Origin of the sequence: Candidatus Symbiopectobacterium endolongispinus (genome assembly GCF_018777385.1) — a bacterium.
Taxonomy (GTDB): Bacteria; Pseudomonadota; Gammaproteobacteria; order Enterobacterales; family Enterobacteriaceae; genus Symbiopectobacterium; species Symbiopectobacterium endolongispinus.
The window spans coordinates 223,502-244,403 of sequence record NZ_JAFJYB010000003.1; the positions used below are offsets into that span (position 1 = coordinate 223,502).

Sequence of the window (20,902 nt, forward strand, 5' to 3'; positions counted from 1 at the left end):
GAACTTGTTTTTGGAGGGGATGGCGAATGTTTACGGGAAGTATTGTTGCACTGGTTACGCCGATGGACGACAACGGAGCCGTCGATCGTGCAAGCTTGAAAAAACTTGTTGATTATCATGTTGCTAGCGGAACCGCGGCGATAGTGTCTGTCGGAACCACCGGAGAGTCTGCCACCTTGAGCCATGATGAACATGGCGATGTGGTGATGATAACGCTGGAACTGGCAGACGGACGTATCCCGGTGATAGCCGGAACGGGTGCCAATGCGACGTCGGAAGCCATCTCTCTCACCAAGCGTTTTCACGGTACCGGCGTGGTGGGCTGCCTGACGGTAACCCCTTACTACAGCCGTCCGACGCAGGAAGGGTTGTTCCAGCATTTTAAAGCGATTGCCGAGCACACCGATTTACCGCAGATTTTGTATAACGTACCGTCGCGTACCGGTTGTGACATGCTACCGGAAACCATCGCCCGTCTTTCCGAAGTAAAAAATATTGTTGCGGTTAAAGAAGCTACCGGGAACTTAAGCCGTGTGAGTCAGATCCAAGAGTTGGTTGATGATAAATTCATTCTGCTGAGCGGTGATGACGCCAGCAGCCTGGATTTTATGCAACTCGGTGGTCGAGGCGTGATTTCCGTGACGGCGAACATTGCAGCGCGGGAAATGGCACAGCTGTGCGCACTGGCGGCACAAGGTGATTTCGCTGCGGCGCGCCGTTTAAATCAACGCCTGATGCCACTGCATCAGAAATTATTTGTTGAACCTAATCCGATCCCGGTGAAATGGGCATGCAAGGCATTAGGATTGATGGCGACTGATACGCTTCGCTTACCGATGACGCCACTGACTGACGCCGGTCGGGCAGTGATGGAACGCGCATTGAAGCAAGCTGGTTTGCAGTAACCCTTAGGGAGATTTGATGACTTCTTCAGTGCAAAAGTCCATGGTGGCAAAAGTGGTTGGTTTGTCGCTGGTTATGCTGTTAGCAGCATGTTCTAGCGATCAGCGTCACAAACGTCAGGTCAGCGGCGATGAGTCCTATTTGAAAGCGCCACAACCGAGGACGTTAGTGGCACCGGCGGGAATGATCCTTCCGGTGCAGAATGGGGATTACGAGATCCCGGCAGCCTCATCAACCGGTGAGTTGGGTAAAGCGTTAGATATTCGTCCTCCTCTCCAGCCATTGGCGTTGTTAAGCGGATCGCGCACGCAAATTTTCGGTGATACAGCCACCTTGCTGATCGAAAACAGCGCGCAGGCGAACCGTCTGTGGCCGCAGGTGGTGCAAATCATTCAGGACAAGGGCTATGTGATTGCCAGCCGTCAGGATGCTTCGCAGACGCTGACCACCGATTGGATCTTCTGGCCGCGTGACGATGAAAGTGTGCCGTACCGCGCACGTTATCAGATCTCCGTTCAACCTCAAGGGTATCAGGTCGCGGTTGTCGTGAAACTGCTCGGCCTCGAAGTGCAAAATACGCCGGTAGCAGAGGCGCTCCAGGTGCAACGTTATACCAGTATTATGGCCAATACTTTGTCAGACGAGTTGGAGAAACAGACAGCCGCACGTGAGAATGCGCAGGTCAATCGCGCAGTCGGTACGCTGGACGTGCTGAGCGGTGCCGATGACAGCGGTCTGCCGTTGTTGGTGGTGCGTGGTCCTTATTCAGTGGTCTGGGATCGTCTTCCTGCCGCGCTGGAAAAAGTCGGCATGAAGGTGAACGATCGCAGCCGTCCACAAGGTTCCATCGCGGTGACCTACAAAGCACCGGGCAGCAGCGCCTGGGAACGTCTGGGGGCGAAAGACCCTGAATTGACCAACGGTGATTACAAATTGCAGGTTGGCGATCTGGATAACCGCAGTACGTTGCAGTTTATCGACTCGAAAGGGCATACGCTTAGCCAGTCGAAAAACGACGCGCTCGTCGCCGTCTTCCAGGCGGCACTCAGTCACTAACAGCAAGGGCCGGTCACATCCGGCCCTTCTTTATTTGGTCCGGCGAATGCCGGTATTTTTATTGTTAATCAAGTATTAAATCATCGGGCCCGTTGTCGGTGGCCCACAACTGTGTGGAGTAATAAAAGATGCAAAAGCTAGCTGAGTTGTATCGCGGAAAAGCGAAAACGGTCTACACCACTGAAGATCCCGATCTGTTGATGCTGGAGTTTCGCAATGATACGTCAGCCGGTGATGGCGAGCGCATTGAACAGTTTGATCGTAAAGGTATGGTGAACAACAAGTTCAACCATTTCATCATGAGCAAACTGGAAGAAGCGGGCATCCCGACGCAAATGGTCAAGTTGCTGTCCGACAACGAAGTGCTGGTGAAAAAGCTGGAGATGATGCCGGTAGAGTGCGTGGTGCGTAACCGTGCTGCCGGTTCTCTGGTAAAACGCCTGGGTGTGGAAGAGGGCATTACCCTGAATCCGCCACTGTTTGACCTGTTCCTGAAAAATGACGCCTTGCACGATCCGATGGTGAATGAGTCTTACTGCAAAACCTTTGGTTGGGTGAATGAAACCCACCTGGCGCGCATGAAAGAACTGAGCTACAAAGCCAACGACGTGCTGAGCAAGCTGTTTGATGACGCGGGCTTGATTCTGGTGGATTTCAAACTGGAATTCGGATTGTTCAAAGGTGAAGTGGTGCTGGGTGATGAGTTCTCCCCAGACGGCAGCCGCCTGTGGGACAAGCAAACCCTGAACAAGATGGACAAAGACCGTTTCCGTCAAAGTCTGGGTGGCTTGATTGAAGCCTATGAAGAAGTTGCACACCGTCTTGGCGTAAAATTGGACTAAACGCGCAATCGTTTTCGTGTTGAAGCATTGTGCGCGCCGTTGCCTGCCATTCTCTGCACTAAGCGGAGAATGGCAGTTTACCCGAACCAATGTGGGTATTGGGCTAATTAGCGGTGTCAAAACAGTGCTATCATCTGAGTCTTGAATGAAACCGATATCTTGACTTCAGCATGGCAGAAAACCCCTTCCTCATGACTTCTTTTGATCCCACGCTTCTGATCCTGCTCGGCCTTGCAGGACTCGGTATTATCAGCCACAACATGATGACGGTCACCTGGGCGATGTTGGCGCTGCTGGCGGTACTCTTGACGCCGCTGAACGGTTATTTCCCGCTGGTGGAAAAATATGAATTGAGCATCGGGATACTGATTTTGGCCATTGGCGTGATGGCCCCGATCGCCAGTGGGAAAATCAGTGTCCACGACTTCTTTCAGGCGTTCCTTAACTGGAAATCGCTGGTAGCGATTGCGGTGGGCGTTGCGGTTTCCTGGCTCGGTGGTCGCGACGTTTTTCTGATGAGCAATCAACCTTCCGTGGTGTCGGGATTGCTGATTGGCACTGTGGCCGGCGTCGCGTTGTTCCGCGGCGTGCCAGTAGGTCCGCTGGCGTGCCAGTAGGTCCGCTGATTGCGGCAGGTCTGCTCTCGTTGTTGATTGGCAAATCCTGAGAACGGTATTGGCATGTCTGAGCTCATCACCCAAAACCTGCTCAGTGCTGACGCGAACGGCGATCCTGCGCTGCTGCGGCAAGAGTATCAGCATGCCGTCTTTGATGCTCGCAGTGGGCTGGATGTAGAAGCGCTGGCGATCGTGGCTGGCACTTTGCGTGCGGGCAGTTGGCTACTGCTGCTGGTTCCGCCTTGGCACGCGTGGGCACAACAGCCCGATGCTGATAGTTTGCGCTGGAGTGGGCAGTCGCAGGTGATAGCTACGCCGAATTTCATTACGCATTTTCAGCAGCAACTGCTGGCGGACGATGAGGTCACGCTGTGGCGGCAGGGAGAGGATGGAGCCATAAAGCCGCTGACTCCTCGTGCGCCGTGGCAACCTGTCAACGGTGACCCAACGCCACAGCAGCAGGCATTGCTGACCCGTCTACGGGATGCGGCACCGGGCGTTTATGTGATTACCGCCGCGCGCGGGCGCGGTAAATCGACGCTGGCGGGAATGCTGGCCGCGCAGTGTACGGGTGTCTGTTGGGTGACATCATCTTCCCGTGAAACTGCCGCTCAGTTGCTACATTGCGGTGGGGCTGAATTGCCGTTTTGGTCTCCAGACGCTCTGCTTGCACATTGCCAATCGTCATCAGTGCCGCCGCTCGACTGGCTGTTGATTGATGAGGCGGCGGCGATCCATGCGTCAGTGTTGCAGGCGCTGGTAAGCCATTTCTCTCGCGTGTTGATGCTCACTACGGTGCAGGGGTATGAAGGGATGGGACGTGGCTTTCTGCTGAAATTTTGTGCCTCGCTGCCACGTTGCGACATGCTGACGTTGGATCAACCGCTGCGTTGGGTCGCAGACGATTCGCTGGAGCGTTTTTTGGACGAGGCTCTGCTTTTTCGTGACACGTTTACTGATGTCAATGCCCTGAATCCGGTGACTGCGAGATTACCTGCTGTTGTCACGAAACGTTTGGCGTCGGCGTGGTTGAGTGAATCGGCGGGTTTGCATCGGTATTATGCCTTATTGTGCAGCGCGCATTACCGCACCTCGCCGCTTGATTTGCGGCGCTTGCTGGATGTGCCCAGCATGCATCTCTATGGCGCTCAGCGAGGCGAAGCACTGTGCGGCGTAGCTTGGTGGGTTGATGAAGGCGACCTGTCGCCAGCGTTAGCGCATGAGGTGTGGGCGGGCCGCCGTCGCCCGCGCGGCAATCTGGTGGCACAATCGCTGGCGGCACACGGTGATGAGTGGCAAGCCCCTTGTTTACGCTCGCGACGTATCAGACGTATCGCGGTTGTCGCAGAGTAGCGGCGCAGTGGTATTGGTCATGCACTGATTGCTGCACAACGGGACACCGCAAGCGATGATGGTATTGATTTTCTGTCGGTCAGCTTTAGCTATCAGCCGGAACTGTGGGCATTCTGGCAGGCATGCGGGTTTAGGCTGGTGCGCATTGGCAGCCATCGCGAGGCGAGCAGTGGCTGCTATAGCGCGATGGCGATTTTGCCTATCAGTGATGAAGGACGACAATTGGCGACGCGTGCCGAATGGCGTCTTGCTCAGGAGTGGCCTGCCTTGCGCCGAATTATTCCTCTGGCGCTGCCGTTGCAACTGCCGATGACCGAGCTTTCTATACTCGAAGATGCCGAATGGCGCAGCCTGGCCGGATTTGCTTTTGCGCAGCGCGGCATGGAGCCCACCTTTGCCACGTTGACACGTCTGCTGGGGCGCTCGTGATTGCCGCTGCCCGCATTGCGCATGCTCAATGCTTATCCGCACGATCCAGAGCGTGGTGTGACGGTGTTTTCATTAAGCGGTAAAAAAGCGCTGTTACAACGCTGGCGTGATGAGACTGCTCAGGCACTTGCCGAGCTTGATGCCGCAGTCTGTGCTCGTTGGCAACGCTGGACGCAACCGGATGGTTTCCGGCTGAATAAATAAGTGCCTGGTGTAATGGACCGGTTTGCCGGCATACGTAGTAATCGACATGGAAAAGAGCGACATATTATGGTGATGGGAATTTTTTGCGGTTCAAGTGCTGGAAGTGACACCGACTTTATTGATGCAGCGCGGATGATGGGAAAAACCCTGGCGTAGGCCGGTATCGCCATTGTTTATGGCGGTGGTCGTGTCGGGTTGATGGGCGCGGTTGCGGATGCGGCTCTGGCGCAGGGCGGCGAGGTGATCGGTGTTATGCCGCGTCTGTTGGCCGATCGAGAGCTTTCTCATCCGGGCCTGACCACGCTGCATGTGGTGGAAAACATGCATGAGCGTAAAGACAAAATGGGCGCAGATTGCCGATGGTTTTATCGCGATGCCGGGTGGCCCGGGGACGCTGGAAGAAATTTTCGAGCAGTGGACCTGGGCGCAATTGGAGATTCATGACAAACCCTGCGCGTTTCTCAATGTTAACGGTTATTTTGACCCGCTGAAAACCATGAATGAAACGATGGTCAGACATGGGTTTATGAAGCAACCCTATGCCGATATGCTCACATTTTCTGACAGTATTGAGGATATTCTCCGCGTTTTCGCTGCCTATACGCCGCCGCATAAGTGGACTCCTGCGTTTCGTCAGGTAGGGTGAGATGGCGATGGAGACGTCCTGTGTGATTCGCATCGCCGCTGCCGTGATCACCGATGCAACAGGTGCCTGTTTGCTGGTTCGCAAACAGGCATCACCGCGTTTATGCAGCCCGGGGGAAAAATGGAACCCGGAGAAACGCCAGAGCAGGCGCTGGTGCGCGAACTGAAAGAAGAACTGTCGATTCAGATTGCGATAGCGGATCTGACGTATCTTGGTCATTTTTCCGATCAAGCGGTCAATGAGCCTGGGTATGTTGTTGAAGCCGACGTGTACCGTGTGCAGGGTGTGAATAGCGTCGTAACCCCGGCGGCTGAAATTGCCGAAATCGCCTGGGTTAACCCAAAAACGCCGACGACGCTGCCTCTGGCCCCGTTGACTCAGCAACAATTATTGCCCCTCGCCGCCGCATTTTGACGCTGTTGTGACAGGCTGGCCGCCGCGTCAGCCTGGTATTTCTCTTTTTCGTTCCTGCCTATGGGGTGAAGTACGTGAGGGCGGGTCATTGGAAATAATGGAATGACTTGTTCAATAAATCCCGATAGCACGTTATAACCGCAGGGGTATCATTAAAGAATACCATGACGAAACGGGACATATCATGAGCGATGCAATTACAGTACAACAACCGGAGCAGGCGCAGCGTTTGGTCTTGCTGTTTCACGGTGTTGGCGACAGCGCCAACGGTATGGCGGCACTGGGGCGTTATTTCGCCGATGCTTTGACAGATGCCTGTGTTGTCAGTCTCAATGGGCCTGAAAGCACCGAATGGGGCGCGGGGCGTCAGTGGTTCTCCGTGCAAGGAGTGACCGAAGAGAACCGTCAGGCGCGCGTTGATGCGGCGATGCCGGGGTTTCTGTCAACGGTGCGCTATTGGCAGGCGAAGGTTGGGGTCGATGCTGCACATACTGTGCTGGTTGGGTTTTCGCAGGGAACCATCATGTCTCTGGAAGCGCTCAAGGCAGACCCGGCGATTGCCGGTACGGTTATCGCCTTTAGCGGCCGCTTTGCCTCGTTGCCAGAATCTGCATTGACGCCCGCGGTAGTGTATTTTATCCACGGAGAGCAGGACAGCGTGATTTTGCCTGCGCACGCACAGGCTGCCGCTCAGCGCCTGCATACATTGGGCAGTGCGCATTCACTTGATTTGATTGCAGGTGTCGGCCACTCGATTGACGGTCTGATGCTGCAACAGGCGCTGGGGTATCTGGCATAACCGGGTCCTGTTGCTTTTAAGGCGGTTCTACCCATGAATCGCCTTTGTTTTTATTTGCCCTTGCGCGCTATTTTCGCCCCGCACTGAATGAGATATCGCGCCAAAATCATGTCGAGTAGTTTCCCTGTCCATATAAAAAGTGAATTTTTCCATATTTAAATAACGTTGAATGGCCGACGATGTTATTGCACTGCTTATGTGTTGCATTGCATCGGTAGTGCACTACGCACACCATAATGTCTGACGTTTTTCCCGCTATACCCATATGTATTCGTGTCGCTGGCTTATTTAAAGTCGGTTCTTCAATGCCGCTGCGTTAGTGGTGCGACACGAATCATTGAGGGTATATACATGTCACGTCCTTTTAGGAAATAAGGGTGTTATATGTTTAAACGTATAAAAGTTGTGACCATTCTTATTATTGTTCTCTTAACTCTGGGTATTTCACAATTTCTCACCGGTGCGCTTTCCATGCGTGCGCTGGTCAATGACCGAGAAGGGTTTCAGGATTCACAGCGTGCGAATCAGAGCGTGGCGGCGTTTACCGATGCCTGGATTATGATGAACCAAACGCGTATTGCCGTCGGCACCATGATTCAAAATATGATGATGGGAAATGCGGATAAAGACGCGATGCAGTCGCTGCTGCAAATGGTTAAGGAGCGCATTGCCAGTTCCGAAAGCCGCTATAAGGCCTATCAGGCTATTCCTCCTTCGCCGGGGATGGATCCGGCGCTAATCAAAAAGCTGGAGGAAAGCTATGTCGTTTATCAGAAACTGCTGAACGATATTGTCAATTCACTGGCCGGTGGGCTGGCCGGGGCGGCAATGAAACTGCATGAAGGAGCGGCACCGTTCAACGTGGCGATGCAAGAAAACTATCTGGCATGGCGAGAAGCATAAACGTAGGTAGCCGATAATGGACTGCACGATAACCGTCGTGCTTTCCAGGAGATGTTGTGGCTATTAGGGGCAATTTCGCTGATGGTGGTATTGGTGATTGTGCTCAGCTGGGTTGGATTACAGCGTATTCTGTTGCAACAGCTGCATGCGCTGATGCGCCATATCAATGCGATTGCCAAAGGCGATCTGACGCAGTCGATTGACGTTCAAGGACGAAATGAGATGAGCCAGCTTGCCACCGGTTTGCATCATATGCAGCGCTCATTATTGATACGGTAAGCGCGGGGCGTGACAGCGCACAGTCTATTTACACCGGTGCCAGCGAGATTTCGGCAGGCAGCAACGATCTTTCATCGCGTACCGAGCAGCAGGCCGCGTCGCTGGGCGAAACGGCTGCCAGCATGGAACAGTTGACCGCCACCGTAAAACAGAACTCACACAGTGCGCGGCAGGCGGCGCAGGTAGCAAAAGAGGCATCAGAGACGGCAGACAAAGGCGGTGTAAAAGTCAGCCATGTGGTTATCACGATGAACCAGATTTCCGACAGTTCGCAAAAAATCGCGGATATCACCAACGTGATCGATGGTATTGCTTTTTAGACCAATATTCTGGCTCTGAATGCCGCCGTGGAGGCGGCGCGAGCAGGCGATCAAGGCTGTGGATTTGCCGTGGTGGCAGGCGAAGTGCGCACGCTGGCGCAGCGCTCAGGCGGCGAAAGAGATCAAAACCATGATTGACGATTCGGTCAATCGCGTCAGCACCGGGGCGATTCAAGTGCGGGAAGCGGGAGACACCATGCAGGAAGTTGTCACGGCGGTGAGTCGCGTGACCGATATTATGGGTGATATTGCGTCGGCATCCGATGAGCAAAGCCGTGGTATCGATCAAGTGGGACAGGCGGGCTTTTTACAAGGTGCCGTGTCGGCGTTCAACATTGGCAATAACAAAAGCGTGCCGCCTGCTGCGACTCAGCCGTTTACACGCAGTACGCAAGGGTTATTGCCAGCGGTAAAAACGCCTACGGGCGTGGGTCAGAACACAACTGGGAGGCGTTTTAGACCGCTTAACACTGGGCCGTGCAGCGTGCTGCGGCCCGGTTACAGGCGCTCAACGATCAGTGCGATGCCCTGACCACCGCCGATGCACAGCGTTGCCCGCCCCAGTGTTTTATCGTAGCTGCGCAGCGCGTGGATCATGGTAACCAGAATTCGTGCACCGCTGGCGCCGATCGGGTGGCCCAGAGCAATCGCGCTGCCGTTGACGTTAACTTTTTCCGGGTCCAGACCCAAATCGCGCTGTACGGCGAGGAATTGCGCTGCAAATGCCTCGTTGGCTTCGATCAGATCGATATCCTGTATGGTCAGTACCGCCTTGAGCAAGGCTTTTTGGGTCGCAGGAATTGGACCCAATCCCATCACTTCGCTCGGAACACCGGCTGAAGCCCAACTGCGAATGCGTGCCAGCGGCGTGATACCCTGCTGACGAGCTTCGGATTCTCGCATCAGCACCAGCGTTGCTGCCGCATCGTTGATTCCCGAGGCATTGCCCGCAGTGACGGTGCCGTCCGGCAGGAAAGCTGGGCGCAGTTTTCCCAGTGAATCCAGCGTGGTATCGGCACGCACGAACTCATCCCGATTGAAGATACGCGTCTCTTTTTTCACGCGCAGTGCAATCGTGGTGATCTCAGCCTCAAAGCGAACGCTGGCCTGTGCGGCGGCTGCTTTTTGCTGCGACGCGAAAGCGACAGCATCCTGATCTTCCCGCGTAAAGCCGTACTGCTTGGCGATGTTCTCGGCGGTGATCCCCATATGGTAGTCATTGAAGGCGCACAACAGACCGTCTTTGATCATGGAATCGATTAATTTGCCATCGCCCATGCGGTAACCCTGACGCGCTTTCTCCAGCAGGTAAGGAGCGGCACTCATGTTTTCCATACCGCCCGCGATACAGACCTGATTGTCACCCGCAACGATGGATTGTGCACCGAGCGCCACTGCCTTCAGGCCGGAGCCGCACACTTTGCTGACAGTAAAGGCAGGCGTTTCAATGCCGAGCCCGGCAGCCTGACCTGCCTGATGCGCCGGGTTTTGGCCCAAACCGGCGCTCAACACATTGCCCAGCATCACTTCATCAATCTTCAGGCCTTGCGGCAGGGATGACAGGCTATCTTTAATCGTGGCGCTTGCCAGTTCGACGGCGGAAGTCGTGGCCAGACTGCCCGCGAATTTACCGATCGCGGTACGTTTGGCACCTACAATCACAACGGAATCTTGTGTGTTCATCAGAGTCTCCTTAGTGGACTTTTAACGGTTGCAGGTCGTCGGAGACAATGAAGTTGGCTTCTGTCTTCTGGCGCAGTTCGTCGAGGGTGATATCCGGGCTGATTTCGCGCAGTACCATCTGCTGATCGATAAATTCAAATACCGCCAGTTCGGTGACCACCATGCTGACTTTGTTGGCAGCGGTTAGCGGGTAGGTACATTCATGCAGCAGTTTAGGGGCACCGTTTTTGGCACAGTGTTCCAGCGCAATGATCACCTTTTTAGCACCGACCACCAGATCCATGGCACCGCTCATGCCGGGCACCATTTTGCCGGGCACCACCCAGTTGGCTAGGTTGGCATGTTCATCCACCTGCAAACCGCCGAGTACGCACACGTCAACGTGGCCGCCGCGGATCAGAGCGAACGAGAAGGCGCTGTCAAACATCGCAGCGCCGGGTACCATGCCGCAGGGTTGTCCACCTGCGTTAACCGGATTGGTATCGATTTCAGTAATGGCACCTAAACCGAGAAAGCCGTTTTCCGATTGTAAGGTCACTTCAATGGCTTCGGGTACGTAGTTGGCTACCTGAGTTGGCAGACCAATCCCTAAATTCACAACGTCGCCGTCGTTTAACTCGAGCGCGACGCGGCGAGCAATAATTGATTTCGCGTCCATTATTTTTCTCCAACATAAAGGTGATCGACCAGCGCAGCAGGCGTCACAATGCATTCCGGCGCTAATTGGCCGACAGGAATAACCTGCTCGCATTGCGCCACAACGTTGTCTGCGGCAAGTGCTATCAGAGGATTAAAATTACGGGCGGTAAGGTGATAAATCAGATTTCCACGGGTGTCGGCGATGCTTGCCTGAATAATGGCAAGATCAGCTTTTAACGGTAATTCCAATAAATAGGTCGTATTATCGAGGTGATTTTTTTGTTTATTTTCTTCCACCACGGTGCCAACCCCTGTCTGGGTGAGAAAACCACCCAGTCCGGCACCGCCACTGCGAATACGTTCTGCCAGTGTGCCTTGTGGTACCAGTTCGACATCCAAAGTTTCGGCAATCATGCGTTTGCCCGTTTCCGGGTTGGTGCCAATATGCGAAACGATGACTTTTTTAACCTGATCGTTGGCAATTAATGGACCAACGCCGGTGTCGGGAAATGCCGTGTCATTACCAATCAGGGTTAAATCAGTGACGCCGGATTTGATTATTTCTTTTACCAATAAATCCGGGGTTCCGACACCCATAAAACCACCGAACATAATTGTCATTCCGTCTTTTAATAAAGATCGGAAATAACTGGCATCAATGATTTTGTTTTTCATTATTCAGCTACTCCATCAATCAAAGGGCGTCATTACCGTTTTTTAGGCAAAAGTCGCCCCGTAGAAAATTGGCGGCAATTTTCTACGGTCGTTATGTGGATAATAGGGTATATAGGGGCAATAGTCATTGCCCCTATATACCCGTCATACTTCAAGTTACAGGTGCGTTGGCTTCGTTCACTCGTAAACGTTTTGTCCTGTAACTCGAATTATTTAGGGTATAATCTTTTTGACCGTACCACGGGTGAATCCGTGGCAATCGCTTAGATATCCATATCCAGAATGGCTGCACTCAGCCCTTTGCTGTGCATATCCAGTGCTAGTGAACGGGTGACACCGCCACCCAGTGCGCCATACATGACAAAGTTCAGTGCGCCAATGGCGGGCAGTTCGTAGCGGACGACGTCACCGGTGACGATATCGGCAAACCAGGCTTTGACTTTTTCCGCAGTAACAGCCGCCTTGATTTTTTCAAAATCTTCCGCGCGATAAGCAATCAGGGAGATATTCGACGTATTGCCTTTTTCGCCAGTGCGGGAGTGAGCGATTTCACGTAGTTTCATTATTTGATCTCCAGGTAGTTAACCGCTGGGGTAACGAAAGCACGCGCCAGCAGGGTGGAATCCATGGCCAGAATCTCTTTGACGCCTTTATTGACACCACCGCCGCCCGCAGGGCCATTGGTGTACAGCGTTTCCACTTCGTTGCCCACTTTCACTGCCTGTGCGCGGGTGGCGCAGCGAGCGGCCACGCGCGCGCATTTCATAGGGTTCGCTGCGTTGAGAACGTCCTGCACCGTGCAGCGCGTCTACGCCAATCAAATCGAAACGCACTTCTGAGGGTGCGAAACCGCATACTTAAAAACGGCCTTTGACGATGTCGAGTGCCAGACGACCGCGCGCGACAGCCCCCGGTCCTGCGTAGGAAATTTCCCCTTCGCCGATAAAGCCGTCCTGATAACCGACGGAGACTTTCAATGTGTCGGTTTTGGCGCGGCCCGTAGCACCTTGAACGCGAACGCGGTCTTCACCAACCTGAGTGAAGGTGACGCCGGTGAAATCGGCCACAACATCGGGAGTGATATAGCTGTCCGGACGGTGGATTTCATACAGCATCTGCTCTTTGCAGGTATCCACGCATACCCGGCCGCCAGAACCGGCAACTTTGGTGATGACTGCATCGCCGTTTTCATCAATTTCCGCGATCGGGAAGCCAAGGCGCTCCAGATGCGGAATGTCCTTGAAGCCAGGATCGGCATAGTAACCACCGGTGATCTGTCCTGCACATTCCAGCAGGTGACCAAGGCAGGTGCCTTTGCCCAGGTGTTCCCAATCATAGGCTGCCCAGTTGAATTCATACATCATTGGTGCCAGGAACAGCGACGGGTCAGAAATACGTCCGGCGATAATGATGTCAGCACCATCATGCAGCGCTTTGACCATGGCATCAGCGCCCATGTAGGCATTGGCGGAAAGGATCTCTTTACCGCAGGTAGAAACCGGCTGGCCGATTTCATCCAGACGCGCATCTTGTTTGATCAACACATCGCGCACGTCGTCACCAGTCACCACAGCAATTTTCAGCTATTTGGCACCCAGTTCTTTGGCGATCTCCAGCACACGCTGGCCGGCTGCCGTTGGGTTGGCAGAACCCATATTGGTGATGATTTTGATACCTTTTTCCAGACAGGTCGGCAGTACCGCATACATTCTGTCCGCCAGCAGCTCGTTGTAGCCCTTCTCCGGGTTTTGCTGCTTCTGTTTTTGGCCGATAGCGATGGTGCGCTCTGCCAGGCATTCGAACACCAGGTAGTTGATATCGCCTTTTTGTGCGAGCTCAAGTGCGGGCTCAATGCGATCGCCGGCATAGCCTGCGCCGGAACCTATACGGATAGTTTTCATAGCTTTACCTTCTATATTTAAAACGGCTCTGATTACGGTGTACTGGCGCTTAGAGCGGGAACACACCAAAGATGACGCAGGCGAATGTCATGACGACACTGGCTGCCCAGAGCACGGGAATAGAGAATTTCTGGTGGTCGGCCAAATCGACGCCTGCCAGGCTGCACAGCAGGAACGTGGCCGGAGTTAACGGGCTGACCGGGAAACCGGTGGTCATCTGACCCAGTACGGAAGCCTGTGCCACCTGAATGGCCGGAACACCCAACATTTCGCCGGTATGAGCGATAGCGGGCATGATGCCGAAGTAATAAGAATCAATGTCAAACACCAGGCTCAATGGCATAGAGATGAGACCCACCACGAACGGAATGTGAGATGCCAGTGCAGGAGGAACGAAGCCGACAGCCGCTTCAGACATGGCTTTCAGCATACCCGCGCCCCCATGATGCCGGTGAAGGCACCTGCGGCGAACAGGATACTGGCCATCATCAGTGCTGCTTTGGCGTGCGCATTGATACGCGCTTTCTGCATTTCAACGTTGGGATAGTTCACCATCAGCGCGACCATAAAGGCCACCGTCGGTGAGATTTTGGTGAAGACCATGGTGCCAATTACGCACACTACCAGCGCGATGTTAATCCAGAACATGTGTGGACGACGCAGCGCTTTTTCTTCGTCAGTCAGTTCCTTAACGTGTTCTTGTGCATTGAACGACGCAGAGCCGCCAGCCAGCTGGTTACTGCCCAACAGGCCAAGGCGTTTCTCCTCTTTCTTACCCCAGTAGTAGCCCATCAGCACCATGAAGACCAGGCCACAAATTTGCGCAGGGATTAATGGGATAAACAGGTCGTGGGTAGAAATGTTCAACGCCGCTGAGGCGCGGATCATCGGTCCGGTCCATGGCAGGAAGTTCACACCGGCGCTCAGGGCGGTAATACCGACCAGAATGCGTTTGTCCATGCCCAGCTTGTTAAACAGCGGTAGCATGGCAGGCACCGTGATCAGGAAGGTGACCGCTCCGTTGCCGTCCAGGTGTGCCAGCAGTGCCAATACCCCGGTACCGATAATGATCCTTACCGGGCTGGTTCCTACCATGCGTAAGATGCCGCGAATAATAGGATCAAACATACCTGCGTCGGTAACGACGCCGAAAAGCAGATGGCAAACACAAACATGGCTGCCATTGGTGCCAGTTTGGTGATCCCGTCCACGACGTATTTTGCTGTGTCAGTACTGCTTCCGGCCAATAATGCCCCAGCAATCGGAATGACAATCAATGCCACCATCGGTGACATTCGTTTGGTCATAATGAAAAATAATAGGGTGGCAATGGTGAGCACCCCGATTAACGCTAACATATAGCACTCCTCTACTTATTATTGTGCGCAGTTGACAATGTATGCTGGTTTAACGATTATGTTAAAAAATATCGTTTTTTTATAACAAACATGAAAATCAACGCCTAGCCCAGAACAGATATTGTTGGCTGCGCTATTTTTATCATTTGGAATTGGATCAGACTAACTCATAATGGCAATGGATTCATTTGAAAACAGAATTGGTTTATTCTATTTGCAGATCAAATAAATAGGTGAAAATTACCCATATATGGGTAACTAATTGTTTTGAAATGATATCGAAGAATAATTTGCGATAGGCGTAGGTGAGGTGTTGTGATTTTGCTTCAAAATGTAGCAATTGCATCTTTTATCTGAAGGTCAAATAAGATTAAATAATTGTGGCAGTGATCATAAAAACAAAATAAGTCGCTTGATTGAAATAAAGTTTGTTAATTTTTTACCGATGTGTAAGGTATATTTCAGATAGAGGTGTTATGAACTTATCCATTAAACAATTGAGGACATTTATTGCGCTCACGGAAACTGGAAACTTTACCCGAGCAGCGCAGAAAATAAACTTGTCGCAGCCTGCCTTTAGTGCGTTGATCGCGGCATTGGAAGATGAGGTGGGATATCGCCTTTTCGACCGTGATACGCGCAAGGTGCGGTTAAACGGAAATGGCATTCACTTTATCGATATTGCTCGCCGACTCATTCAGTCACACGACGACGCCGTCGTGGAGATTAAATCTTACGCCACCGGATACAAAGGTAAAATTGTATTGGCGGTGTTGCCTTCAATGGCGGTTGAATGGTTGCCGCAGGTGCTGGCACAGCACCATCGTGCACATCCTGATATCAAGGTTGAGCTGTTGGATACGCAGTGGGATCGCTGCCTGAAAGCTATTCTGGACGGACGAGCGGATGTGGCATTAACCGCAGGTCAGCCTTCTCCGGGCACGTTCAGTTCCCGAATGTTGTTTGCCGATGAGTTTTTCCTGATTTGTCACCGCAATCACCCTCTGGCACAGCGCCAGAGCGTTGACGTTGCCGAAGTGGCGCCGCACAGCTTTAACTACGTGCTTGAAGTGCGCCAACTGACCACCATGATGGGGCTAGTCGCAGCCAACTATGGGGTGAGCATTGTGACCGGTCTGACGCTGTTTCAGTTTCAGCACAAGGATATCGCGATTGTGCCGTTTCGCGTTCTGTCGCTACCGCGCGGCATCTATCTGGTGACCGACAAAGAGCGGCAGTTGTCACAGTGCGCCAAAGAGTTCTATGAATTTCTGCTGGAAAAAGCGGAGAGTTTCACCCCTCGCTCAGCACCCTGACTAGTTGTTCAAAAATGGTCCGAAGGCAACTGGCTGGAAGAGAAACGCATCATGGTTTTTTCTCCGGCCAGTCATCTTCTTTATCCCACTCGGCGTTGTTGTCTCTATGCGGAGGCAGCTCCGGTTTATTCTTGAGAAAGCGTTTATGGTCGAGGCGGCTCAGTTCTTTCATGCCGTTAATCACCATACCAACCAGAATAATCAGAATCACCCACCAGTAATCAGACAGCCAGGACATGTTCAATCCTCATCGATATTCATGATAAAGCGGGAAAAAATATCAGGCAGATGCAGGCGTAGCCAGGTATCTCCCGCGATATCTTCATGTTGCCAGGCTTCCCAAATAACCTCTGGTGTCAACTGTTTCGCTGCCGGTCTGGACAAGGGCTGGTAGCTGATGTGCCAGGGTTCCACAGCAACGCCGTCGCGATCGTGGGCAAAAGGTCGGTAAAAATCGAACTGTGCCATATGCGCAGTAAGCCAGTCGTTCAGTTCAGCGAAATAGCCGCCCGCCTCTATTCCAATGGCTCCAGTTGCAGACGAGCCCCTTGAGGCAGGCGTGACGGATCGTAGATATCAGCTCGGTGCCCCAGTGATGGCGGCTGGCGCCCGGGAGGGCAGACCAGCGCAATATCGCGGCACAGCGTTCCGCCACGGAAAGCGTTGCTGCCACCAGCGGCTGGCTGTTTTTATCCAGCAACGGGCGCTTGCCGTTGAATTTTTGATTCCAGATGTGGTGCTGGCGGGCTGTAACTGAAAACCATCACGCGCAGCCGCCTGCTGTAAACCCGTGAGCATGGCGTGCGTCATCATGCGATGAGCTGCTCCATAATGCGTTGATAAATACGGCTTAGTAATTGCAGATCCGCAGCGGTGACGCATTCGTCCACTTTATGAATGGTGGCGTTTACCGGGCCAAGTTCTACCACCTGTGCGCCCATCTGCGCGATAAATCGCCCATCCGACGTACCGCCATTGGTCAGCAACTCTGGAGTTATTTCGCTGTAATGCTCAACGGCGGTCACTACGACATCGACCAGATCTCCTGGAGGTGTTAAGAATGGTTGGCCGGAGAGATTCCAGTTCAGCGTGTAGTTAAGCTGATGGCGATCCAGCAGAGCGGCGACGCGCGCTTTAATCACGTCGTCCGTCAACTCGGTGCTGAAGCGGAAATTAAACTGCACAAACAGCTCGCCGGGTATCTCGTTATTGCTGCCAGTGCCCGCATTGATATTGGCAATTTGCATGCTGGTGGGAGGAAAAAAAGCATTACCCTGATCCCATTCGGTGTCCACCAATTTATTCAGGGCTTCCATGGCGCGATGTACCGGGTTGTCGGCCAGATGCGGATAGGCCACGTGGCCTTGTACCCCGTGTACCGTCAGATTGGCGGTAATAGAGCCACGACGCCCGTTTTTCACCACGTCGCCCAGTTTGGTGGTGCTGGAGGGTTCGCCCACCAGGCAGTAATCCACGCGTTCATTACGTGCCATTAACGCCTCAACCACTTTCACCGTGCCGTTCACCGCACTGGCTTCTTCATCTGAGGTGATCAAAAACGCCAGGCGGCCCTGATGATGGGGATTAGCTTGTACAAACCGCTCAGCGGCCACCACCATGGCTGCAATTGACCCTTTCATGTCTGCTGCGCCGCGCCCATACAAAAAGCCATCGCGCAGGGTAGGTTTAAACGGTGGGTGCTGCCAGCGGCTGGCATCACCGCTCGGAACCACATCGGTATGCCCGGCAAACGCCAGCGTTTTGCCTTCACCGCGCCATGCCCAGACATTCTCGGTATCGCCGAAATCCATTTTTTCAATGGTAAAGCCCACCGCTTTCAGACGTTCAATCAGCAGTGCCTGACACCCTTCATCGCGCGGGCTGAGCGACGGGCGTTTAATCAATTGTTGTGCAAGTTCTAAAACGGGGCAGGACATCTCACTCTTTCTCCGCGGTAAAGGCGTGGTAACTTTCGGCGTTAAAGCCTAATAGGGCGCTCTCTCCGCTCACCAGCAGCGGGCGTTTGATCAAGGCTGGATGGGCAAACAGCAGCGCAATGGCGCTTTCGGAATCGATGACGGCGGCGCGCTCTGCGTCACTTAATTGTCGCCAGGTGGTCCCGCGCGTATTGAGCAACGGCTGCCAATCACCAACAAGGCGGATAAAGGCGGTTAGCTGCGTATGATCCAACCCATCGACACGGTAATCATTAAACTGATAGGCAATCTGATGCGCTTCCAGCCAGCGTCGTGCTTTTTTGATGGTATCGCAGTTTTTAATACCGTACATCATCAGCGTCATGGTGATAACAGTCCTTTCTCATCGGGAGGCCATTAAGGCGGCAGGTGGATGTGCAGCATGCCGAAAAATGGCGAGGAGATCCACCTATGCAATCTGCTCAGAATGGGATCTTGTTCGCTTTTTATTCGACAGGAAAACGTTTCGCTGGTTAAAAAGTGGGCGTATACTGGCCGCAGTTAATTACCAGGGGGACATGATGATAGAAGTAGAAGTGCGTCACTGGGAAGACTTCATTGAAGAAATGCTACGTAAAAAATAATTATCGGTTACCTAGTTTTTTCCATTGATAGATTTGAGTACAGAACCAGGAACAACATTCCATCCAATGCAAAGGCAGTCAGAACGCTCTGACTGCCTTTTTCATGGGTAAAATGAGGAAATCTTGAGTGTTTTACTCAGGAAATTGTGATTTAAAACAATAACTACATAATTTATGAATACATATCAATTATTTATTTTCTAATGCGTAATCTGCTGCAGCAATGGCGTGCAGATAGCTGGTATCAAAAAGAGGAATTTTTGTATCAGATTGATGGATTAAAAGGGGAATTTCGGTGCAGCCGAGAATCACTCCTTCAGCACCTTGCAGGGCAAGCCTATCGATAATGATGTTAAATGCTTCTCGCGAACGGTCGAGCAATACGCCGCGGCATAACTCGTCGTAAATGACACGATTGATCTCGTCTCGCTGATCGGGTTGCGGAATAATGACATCAATGCCGTGGCGCTCTCGTAAGCGACCACGGTAGAAATCCTGCTCCATGGTATAGCGAGTACCCAATAAGCCGACGCGCGTCATGCCAACCTGTTTCAGACTGTCGGCAGTGGCATCGGCGATATGCAATACCGGTAATTGACTGGCGCTTCCTACCTGGTCGGCCACCTTGTGCATGGTGTTGGTGCAGATGACGATCGCTTCTGCGCCTGCCTGACGTAGCCCGAGGGCGATTTCAGAAAGCCGCTGTGCCGCCTGCTCCCATGCGCCTTGTGCCTGGAGTTGCTCGATATCATGAAAATCTACGCTGTGCAGCCAGATGCTGTTGAACGCGTTCGTTAATGAGGCGGTAGTAGGGCACGGTGGATTCCCAACTCATGCCACCGATCAATCCAAGGGTTTTCATTGTTCGTTTATCCTGTGGGTAATTTACGGTTGCCCGACACAGTGTGTAGGGAGAAAACGGTAACAAAGGTGTCTCATTTCAAACTATTGGTAAATCGGAGCGAATATTTAGCGATTTTCATCACTTTTTATCCAAGTTCAACTGGACAAATGCGTTATTAATTGCTGTACTATATCAGACACACATTTTGTGTCTTTCATTCATGTTAAAGGTAAGTTTGATGTCTAAGATTAAAGGTAGCGTTAAGTGGTTCAATGAGTCCAAAGGTTTTGGTTTCATCACTCCGGAAGACGGCAGCAAAGATGTATTCGTACACTTCTCTGCAATCATGAGCAATGGCTTCAAAACTCTGGCTGAAGGTCAGCGTGTAGAGTTTGAAATCACTGACGGTGCTAAAGGCCTATCTGCGGCTAACGTTATCGCTATTTAATAATACCGATTTCTTGAAAACCCGCCTTATGGCGGGTTTTTTTATTCCGTTGTCAGGATACCAGCCAGTTGACCAGTGCGAATGCCAGCGCAGTCATGAGCAGTGAGCCTACCAGATTACACAGAATGTTGATGGCAGCCGCTGAGAGCTGGCCCTGGTTGATAAACAGAAACGTCTCCGCCGAATAAGGTGGGAAATGTGGTTAATCCGCCACACAGCCCGGTCGTTATCAGCAGTTTCCAATGCGGCGGTAACTCCGCATGACGGGCAAAATAGGCGAGGGCACCACCGATGACAAAAGCCCCGATCAGGTTTGCCATCAGCGTACCCACAGGCAGTACTGACACCGCTGTGGTGTTATAGCGCATTCCCAATGCCCACCGGGCAACGCTTCCCGCTCCGCCGCCGATGAACACGGCAAGAAACATCATCCACATAATGACCTCGTGTTGTGTATTATTTTACGTTGAAAGTGATTCAGAGCGGGCAGATCCCTACGCGCCTGCTCTGAGGCATACGTAGGCATCATCAGCCCAAAGGGCGGTTAGGGAGGAATGCCATCTCCATGTGACAAAAACAGTGTAGCGGCGATAGGTATCTGGATTCAAGCACTGGCAATAGGCATATCAGCGGTAGGGTCTAATTTTGTTACAAATGAATTTTGTGTTCGCGCTGTCGAAGGCATAAATAAGAAATATCGTTTTTATTCGCTG

Annotated in this window: 19 protein-coding genes, 9 pseudogenes and 1 riboswitch; of the genes and pseudogenes, 13 read left to right on the top strand and 15 right to left on the bottom strand. The window is 52.6% G+C overall.

Annotated elements, in window-relative coordinates; genetic code table 11:
• Positions 1-26: 26 nt before the first annotated feature.
• The 10 genes and pseudogenes from dapA to JZM30_RS24755 all read left to right on the top strand — a co-directional run bounded on the left by dapA (position 27) and on the right by JZM30_RS24755 (position 9,297).
• Positions 27-905: a 4-hydroxy-tetrahydrodipicolinate synthase gene (gene dapA / locus JZM30_RS12585; RefSeq protein ID WP_252319060.1), complete on the top strand. Its 879-nt coding sequence runs from the start codon at positions 27-29 to the stop codon at positions 903-905.
• Between the two features lie 16 nt (positions 906-921).
• Positions 922-1,959, top strand: coding sequence for an outer membrane protein assembly factor BamC (gene bamC / locus JZM30_RS12590; RefSeq protein WP_252319062.1), 1,038 nt, complete (start codon positions 922-924; stop codon positions 1,957-1,959).
• Between the two features lie 128 nt (positions 1,960-2,087).
• Positions 2,088-2,801: a phosphoribosylaminoimidazolesuccinocarboxamide synthase gene (gene purC, locus JZM30_RS12595; RefSeq protein ID WP_252319063.1), complete on the top strand. Its 714-nt coding sequence runs from the start codon at positions 2,088-2,090 to the stop codon at positions 2,799-2,801.
• A 191-nt stretch (positions 2,802-2,992) separates the two neighbouring features.
• Positions 2,993-3,468: pseudogene (locus JZM30_RS12600) on the top strand (DUF441 domain-containing protein).
• A 13-nt stretch (positions 3,469-3,481) separates the two neighbouring features.
• Entirely contained in the window at positions 3,482-4,771 is a 1,290-nt protein-coding gene (locus JZM30_RS12605; protein WP_252319064.1) for a tRNA(Met) cytidine acetyltransferase TmcA domain-containing protein, read from the top strand.
• Positions 4,772-4,957: 186 nt separating this feature from the next.
• A pseudogene (locus JZM30_RS12610) lies at positions 4,958-5,404 on the top strand (tRNA-binding protein).
• A 63-nt stretch (positions 5,405-5,467) separates the two neighbouring features.
• A pseudogene (locus tag JZM30_RS12615) lies at positions 5,468-6,050 on the top strand (LOG family protein).
• Positions 6,051-6,057: 7 nt separating this feature from the next.
• Positions 6,058-6,464 (top strand): annotated as a pseudogene (locus JZM30_RS12620) (NUDIX hydrolase).
• Between the two features lie 181 nt (positions 6,465-6,645).
• Positions 6,646-7,263: an esterase gene (gene ypfH, locus JZM30_RS12625; RefSeq protein ID WP_252319663.1), complete on the top strand. Its 618-nt coding sequence runs from the start codon at positions 6,646-6,648 to the stop codon at positions 7,261-7,263.
• A gap of 384 nt (positions 7,264-7,647) precedes the next feature.
• Positions 7,648-9,297, top strand: a pseudogene (locus JZM30_RS24755) (methyl-accepting chemotaxis protein).
• Here JZM30_RS24755 and JZM30_RS12645 read toward each other — a convergent pair.
• From JZM30_RS12645 to JZM30_RS12685, 9 genes and pseudogenes are all read right to left on the bottom strand, one after another.
• Positions 9,264-10,448, bottom strand: coding sequence for an acetyl-CoA C-acetyltransferase (locus tag JZM30_RS12645; RefSeq protein WP_252319068.1), 1,185 nt, complete (start codon positions 10,446-10,448; stop codon positions 9,264-9,266). The pseudogene JZM30_RS24755 and the gene JZM30_RS12645 sit on opposite strands and share 34 nt — an antisense overlap.
• 10 nt (positions 10,449-10,458) lie before the next feature.
• On the bottom strand, positions 10,459-11,106 hold the full coding sequence (locus JZM30_RS12650; RefSeq protein WP_252319069.1) for a 3-oxoacid CoA-transferase subunit B: 648 nt from the start codon (positions 11,104-11,106) through the stop codon (positions 10,459-10,461).
• Positions 11,106-11,762, bottom strand: a complete 657-nt coding sequence (gene atoD, locus JZM30_RS12655) for an acetate CoA-transferase subunit alpha (protein WP_252319071.1) — start codon at positions 11,760-11,762, stop codon at positions 11,106-11,108. Before atoD ends, JZM30_RS12650 begins: the two co-directional genes overlap by 1 nt.
• Positions 11,763-12,025: 263 nt before the next feature.
• On the bottom strand, positions 12,026-12,325 hold the full coding sequence (locus JZM30_RS12660; RefSeq protein ID WP_252319073.1) for an AtuA-related protein: 300 nt from the start codon (positions 12,323-12,325) through the stop codon (positions 12,026-12,028).
• Positions 12,325-12,528 carry an acyclic terpene utilization AtuA family protein gene (locus JZM30_RS12665; protein ID WP_252319075.1) on the bottom strand — a complete coding sequence of 68 codons (204 nt, stop codon included), beginning with the start codon at positions 12,526-12,528 and terminating at the stop codon, positions 12,325-12,327. Before JZM30_RS12665 ends, JZM30_RS12660 begins: the two co-directional genes overlap by 1 nt.
• Positions 12,529-12,619: 91 nt before the next feature.
• A pseudogene (locus JZM30_RS12670) lies at positions 12,620-13,663 on the bottom strand (acyclic terpene utilization AtuA family protein).
• 49 nt (positions 13,664-13,712) lie between these two features.
• Positions 13,713-14,093 (bottom strand): transporter permease, encoded by a 381-nt coding sequence (locus JZM30_RS12675; RefSeq protein WP_252319077.1) that lies wholly within the window; start codon positions 14,091-14,093, stop codon positions 13,713-13,715.
• Positions 14,087-14,791, bottom strand: a complete 705-nt coding sequence (locus JZM30_RS12680; protein ID WP_252319079.1) for an SLC13 family permease — start codon at positions 14,789-14,791, stop codon at positions 14,087-14,089. Before JZM30_RS12680 ends, JZM30_RS12675 begins: the two co-directional genes overlap by 7 nt.
• The gene (locus JZM30_RS12685; RefSeq protein WP_252319081.1) at positions 14,752-15,021 is read right to left on the bottom strand and encodes a hypothetical protein; all 270 of its coding nucleotides are present in this window, start codon (positions 15,019-15,021) and stop codon (positions 14,752-14,754) included. Before JZM30_RS12685 ends, JZM30_RS12680 begins: the two co-directional genes overlap by 40 nt.
• A 476-nt stretch (positions 15,022-15,497) precedes the next feature.
• Between JZM30_RS12685 and JZM30_RS12690 the strand changes: the two genes are divergently transcribed.
• Complete coding sequence (locus tag JZM30_RS12690; protein WP_252319087.1) at positions 15,498-16,337, top strand: LysR family transcriptional regulator; 840 nt, start codon at positions 15,498-15,500, stop codon at positions 16,335-16,337.
• A 49-nt stretch (positions 16,338-16,386) separates the two neighbouring features.
• On the opposite strand, the gene JZM30_RS12695 is transcribed toward JZM30_RS12690, so the two are convergent.
• The 4 genes and pseudogenes from JZM30_RS12695 to JZM30_RS12710 form a co-directional block, all read right to left on the bottom strand.
• Positions 16,387-16,575 carry a YpfN family protein gene (locus JZM30_RS12695; protein ID WP_252319088.1) on the bottom strand — a complete coding sequence of 63 codons (189 nt, stop codon included), beginning with the start codon at positions 16,573-16,575 and terminating at the stop codon, positions 16,387-16,389.
• A gap of 2 nt (positions 16,576-16,577) precedes the next feature.
• Positions 16,578-17,150: pseudogene (locus tag JZM30_RS12700) on the bottom strand (M15 family metallopeptidase).
• Positions 17,147-18,274 (bottom strand): succinyl-diaminopimelate desuccinylase, encoded by a 1,128-nt coding sequence (gene dapE / locus JZM30_RS12705; RefSeq protein WP_252319095.1) that lies wholly within the window; start codon positions 18,272-18,274, stop codon positions 17,147-17,149. The pseudogene JZM30_RS12700 and the gene dapE overlap by 4 nt, the downstream one beginning before the upstream one ends.
• 1 nt (position 18,275) lies before the next feature.
• Entirely contained in the window at positions 18,276-18,638 is a 363-nt protein-coding gene (locus tag JZM30_RS12710) for an ArsC family reductase (protein WP_252319097.1), read from the bottom strand.
• Between the two features lie 196 nt (positions 18,639-18,834).
• Between JZM30_RS12710 and JZM30_RS24990 the strand changes: the two genes are divergently transcribed.
• Positions 18,835-18,897, top strand: coding sequence for a protein YpfM (locus tag JZM30_RS24990; RefSeq protein ID WP_498037996.1), 63 nt, complete (start codon positions 18,835-18,837; stop codon positions 18,895-18,897).
• Positions 18,898-19,086: 189 nt separating this feature from the next.
• On the opposite strand, the pseudogene JZM30_RS12715 reads toward JZM30_RS24990, so the two are convergent.
• Positions 19,087-19,759 (bottom strand): annotated as a pseudogene (locus JZM30_RS12715) (aspartate/glutamate racemase family protein).
• 220 nt (positions 19,760-19,979) lie between these two features.
• Between JZM30_RS12715 and cspE the strand changes: the two are divergent.
• Positions 19,980-20,189, top strand: a complete 210-nt coding sequence (gene cspE / locus JZM30_RS12720) for a transcription antiterminator/RNA stability regulator CspE (protein ID WP_252319098.1) — start codon at positions 19,980-19,982, stop codon at positions 20,187-20,189.
• A gap of 52 nt (positions 20,190-20,241) precedes the next feature.
• On the opposite strand, the pseudogene crcB reads toward cspE, so the two are convergent.
• Positions 20,242-20,626, bottom strand: a pseudogene (gene crcB / locus JZM30_RS12725) (fluoride efflux transporter CrcB).
• 75 nt (positions 20,627-20,701) lie between these two features.
• Positions 20,702-20,763, bottom strand: a riboswitch (Fluoride riboswitch).
• Between the last annotated feature and the right edge of the window lie 139 nt (positions 20,764-20,902).

Bases quoted from the DNA above. Each gene is read 5' to 3' on its own strand.
- JZM30_RS12695 (WP_252319088.1), bottom strand. From the start codon at position 16,575: ATGTCCTGGCTGTCTGATTACTGGTGGGTGATTCTGATTATTCTGGTT.
- bamC (WP_252319062.1), top strand. From the start codon at position 922: ATGACTTCTTCAGTGCAAAAGTCCATGGTGGCAAAAGTGGTTGGTTTG.
- dapE (WP_252319095.1), bottom strand. From the start codon at position 18,274: ATGTCCTGCCCCGTTTTAGAACTTGCACAACAATTGATTAAACGCCCG.
- JZM30_RS12680 (WP_252319079.1), bottom strand. From the start codon at position 14,791: ATGTTTGATCCTATTATTCGCGGCATCTTACGCATGGTAGGAACCAGC.
- dapA (WP_252319060.1), top strand. From the start codon at position 27: ATGTTTACGGGAAGTATTGTTGCACTGGTTACGCCGATGGACGACAAC.
- atoD (WP_252319071.1), bottom strand. From the start codon at position 11,762: ATGAAAAACAAAATCATTGATGCCAGTTATTTCCGATCTTTATTAAAA.
- cspE (WP_252319098.1), top strand. From the start codon at position 19,980: ATGTCTAAGATTAAAGGTAGCGTTAAGTGGTTCAATGAGTCCAAAGGT.
- JZM30_RS12660 (WP_252319073.1), bottom strand. From the start codon at position 12,325: ATGAAACTACGTGAAATCGCTCACTCCCGCACTGGCGAAAAAGGCAAT.
- JZM30_RS12645 (WP_252319068.1), bottom strand. From the start codon at position 10,448: ATGAACACACAAGATTCCGTTGTGATTGTAGGTGCCAAACGTACCGCG.
- purC (WP_252319063.1), top strand. From the start codon at position 2,088: ATGCAAAAGCTAGCTGAGTTGTATCGCGGAAAAGCGAAAACGGTCTAC.
- JZM30_RS12665 (WP_252319075.1), bottom strand. From the start codon at position 12,528: ATGAAATGCGCGCGCGTGGCCGCTCGCTGCGCCACCCGCGCACAGGCA.
- JZM30_RS12685 (WP_252319081.1), bottom strand. From the start codon at position 15,021: ATGTTAGCGTTAATCGGGGTGCTCACCATTGCCACCCTATTATTTTTC.
- JZM30_RS12690 (WP_252319087.1), top strand. From the start codon at position 15,498: ATGAACTTATCCATTAAACAATTGAGGACATTTATTGCGCTCACGGAA.
- JZM30_RS12675 (WP_252319077.1), bottom strand. From the start codon at position 14,093: ATGCTGAAAGCCATGTCTGAAGCGGCTGTCGGCTTCGTTCCTCCTGCA.
- JZM30_RS12605 (WP_252319064.1), top strand. From the start codon at position 3,482: ATGTCTGAGCTCATCACCCAAAACCTGCTCAGTGCTGACGCGAACGGC.
- JZM30_RS12650 (WP_252319069.1), bottom strand. From the start codon at position 11,106: ATGGACGCGAAATCAATTATTGCTCGCCGCGTCGCGCTCGAGTTAAAC.
- JZM30_RS12710 (WP_252319097.1), bottom strand. From the start codon at position 18,638: ATGACGCTGATGATGTACGGTATTAAAAACTGCGATACCATCAAAAAA.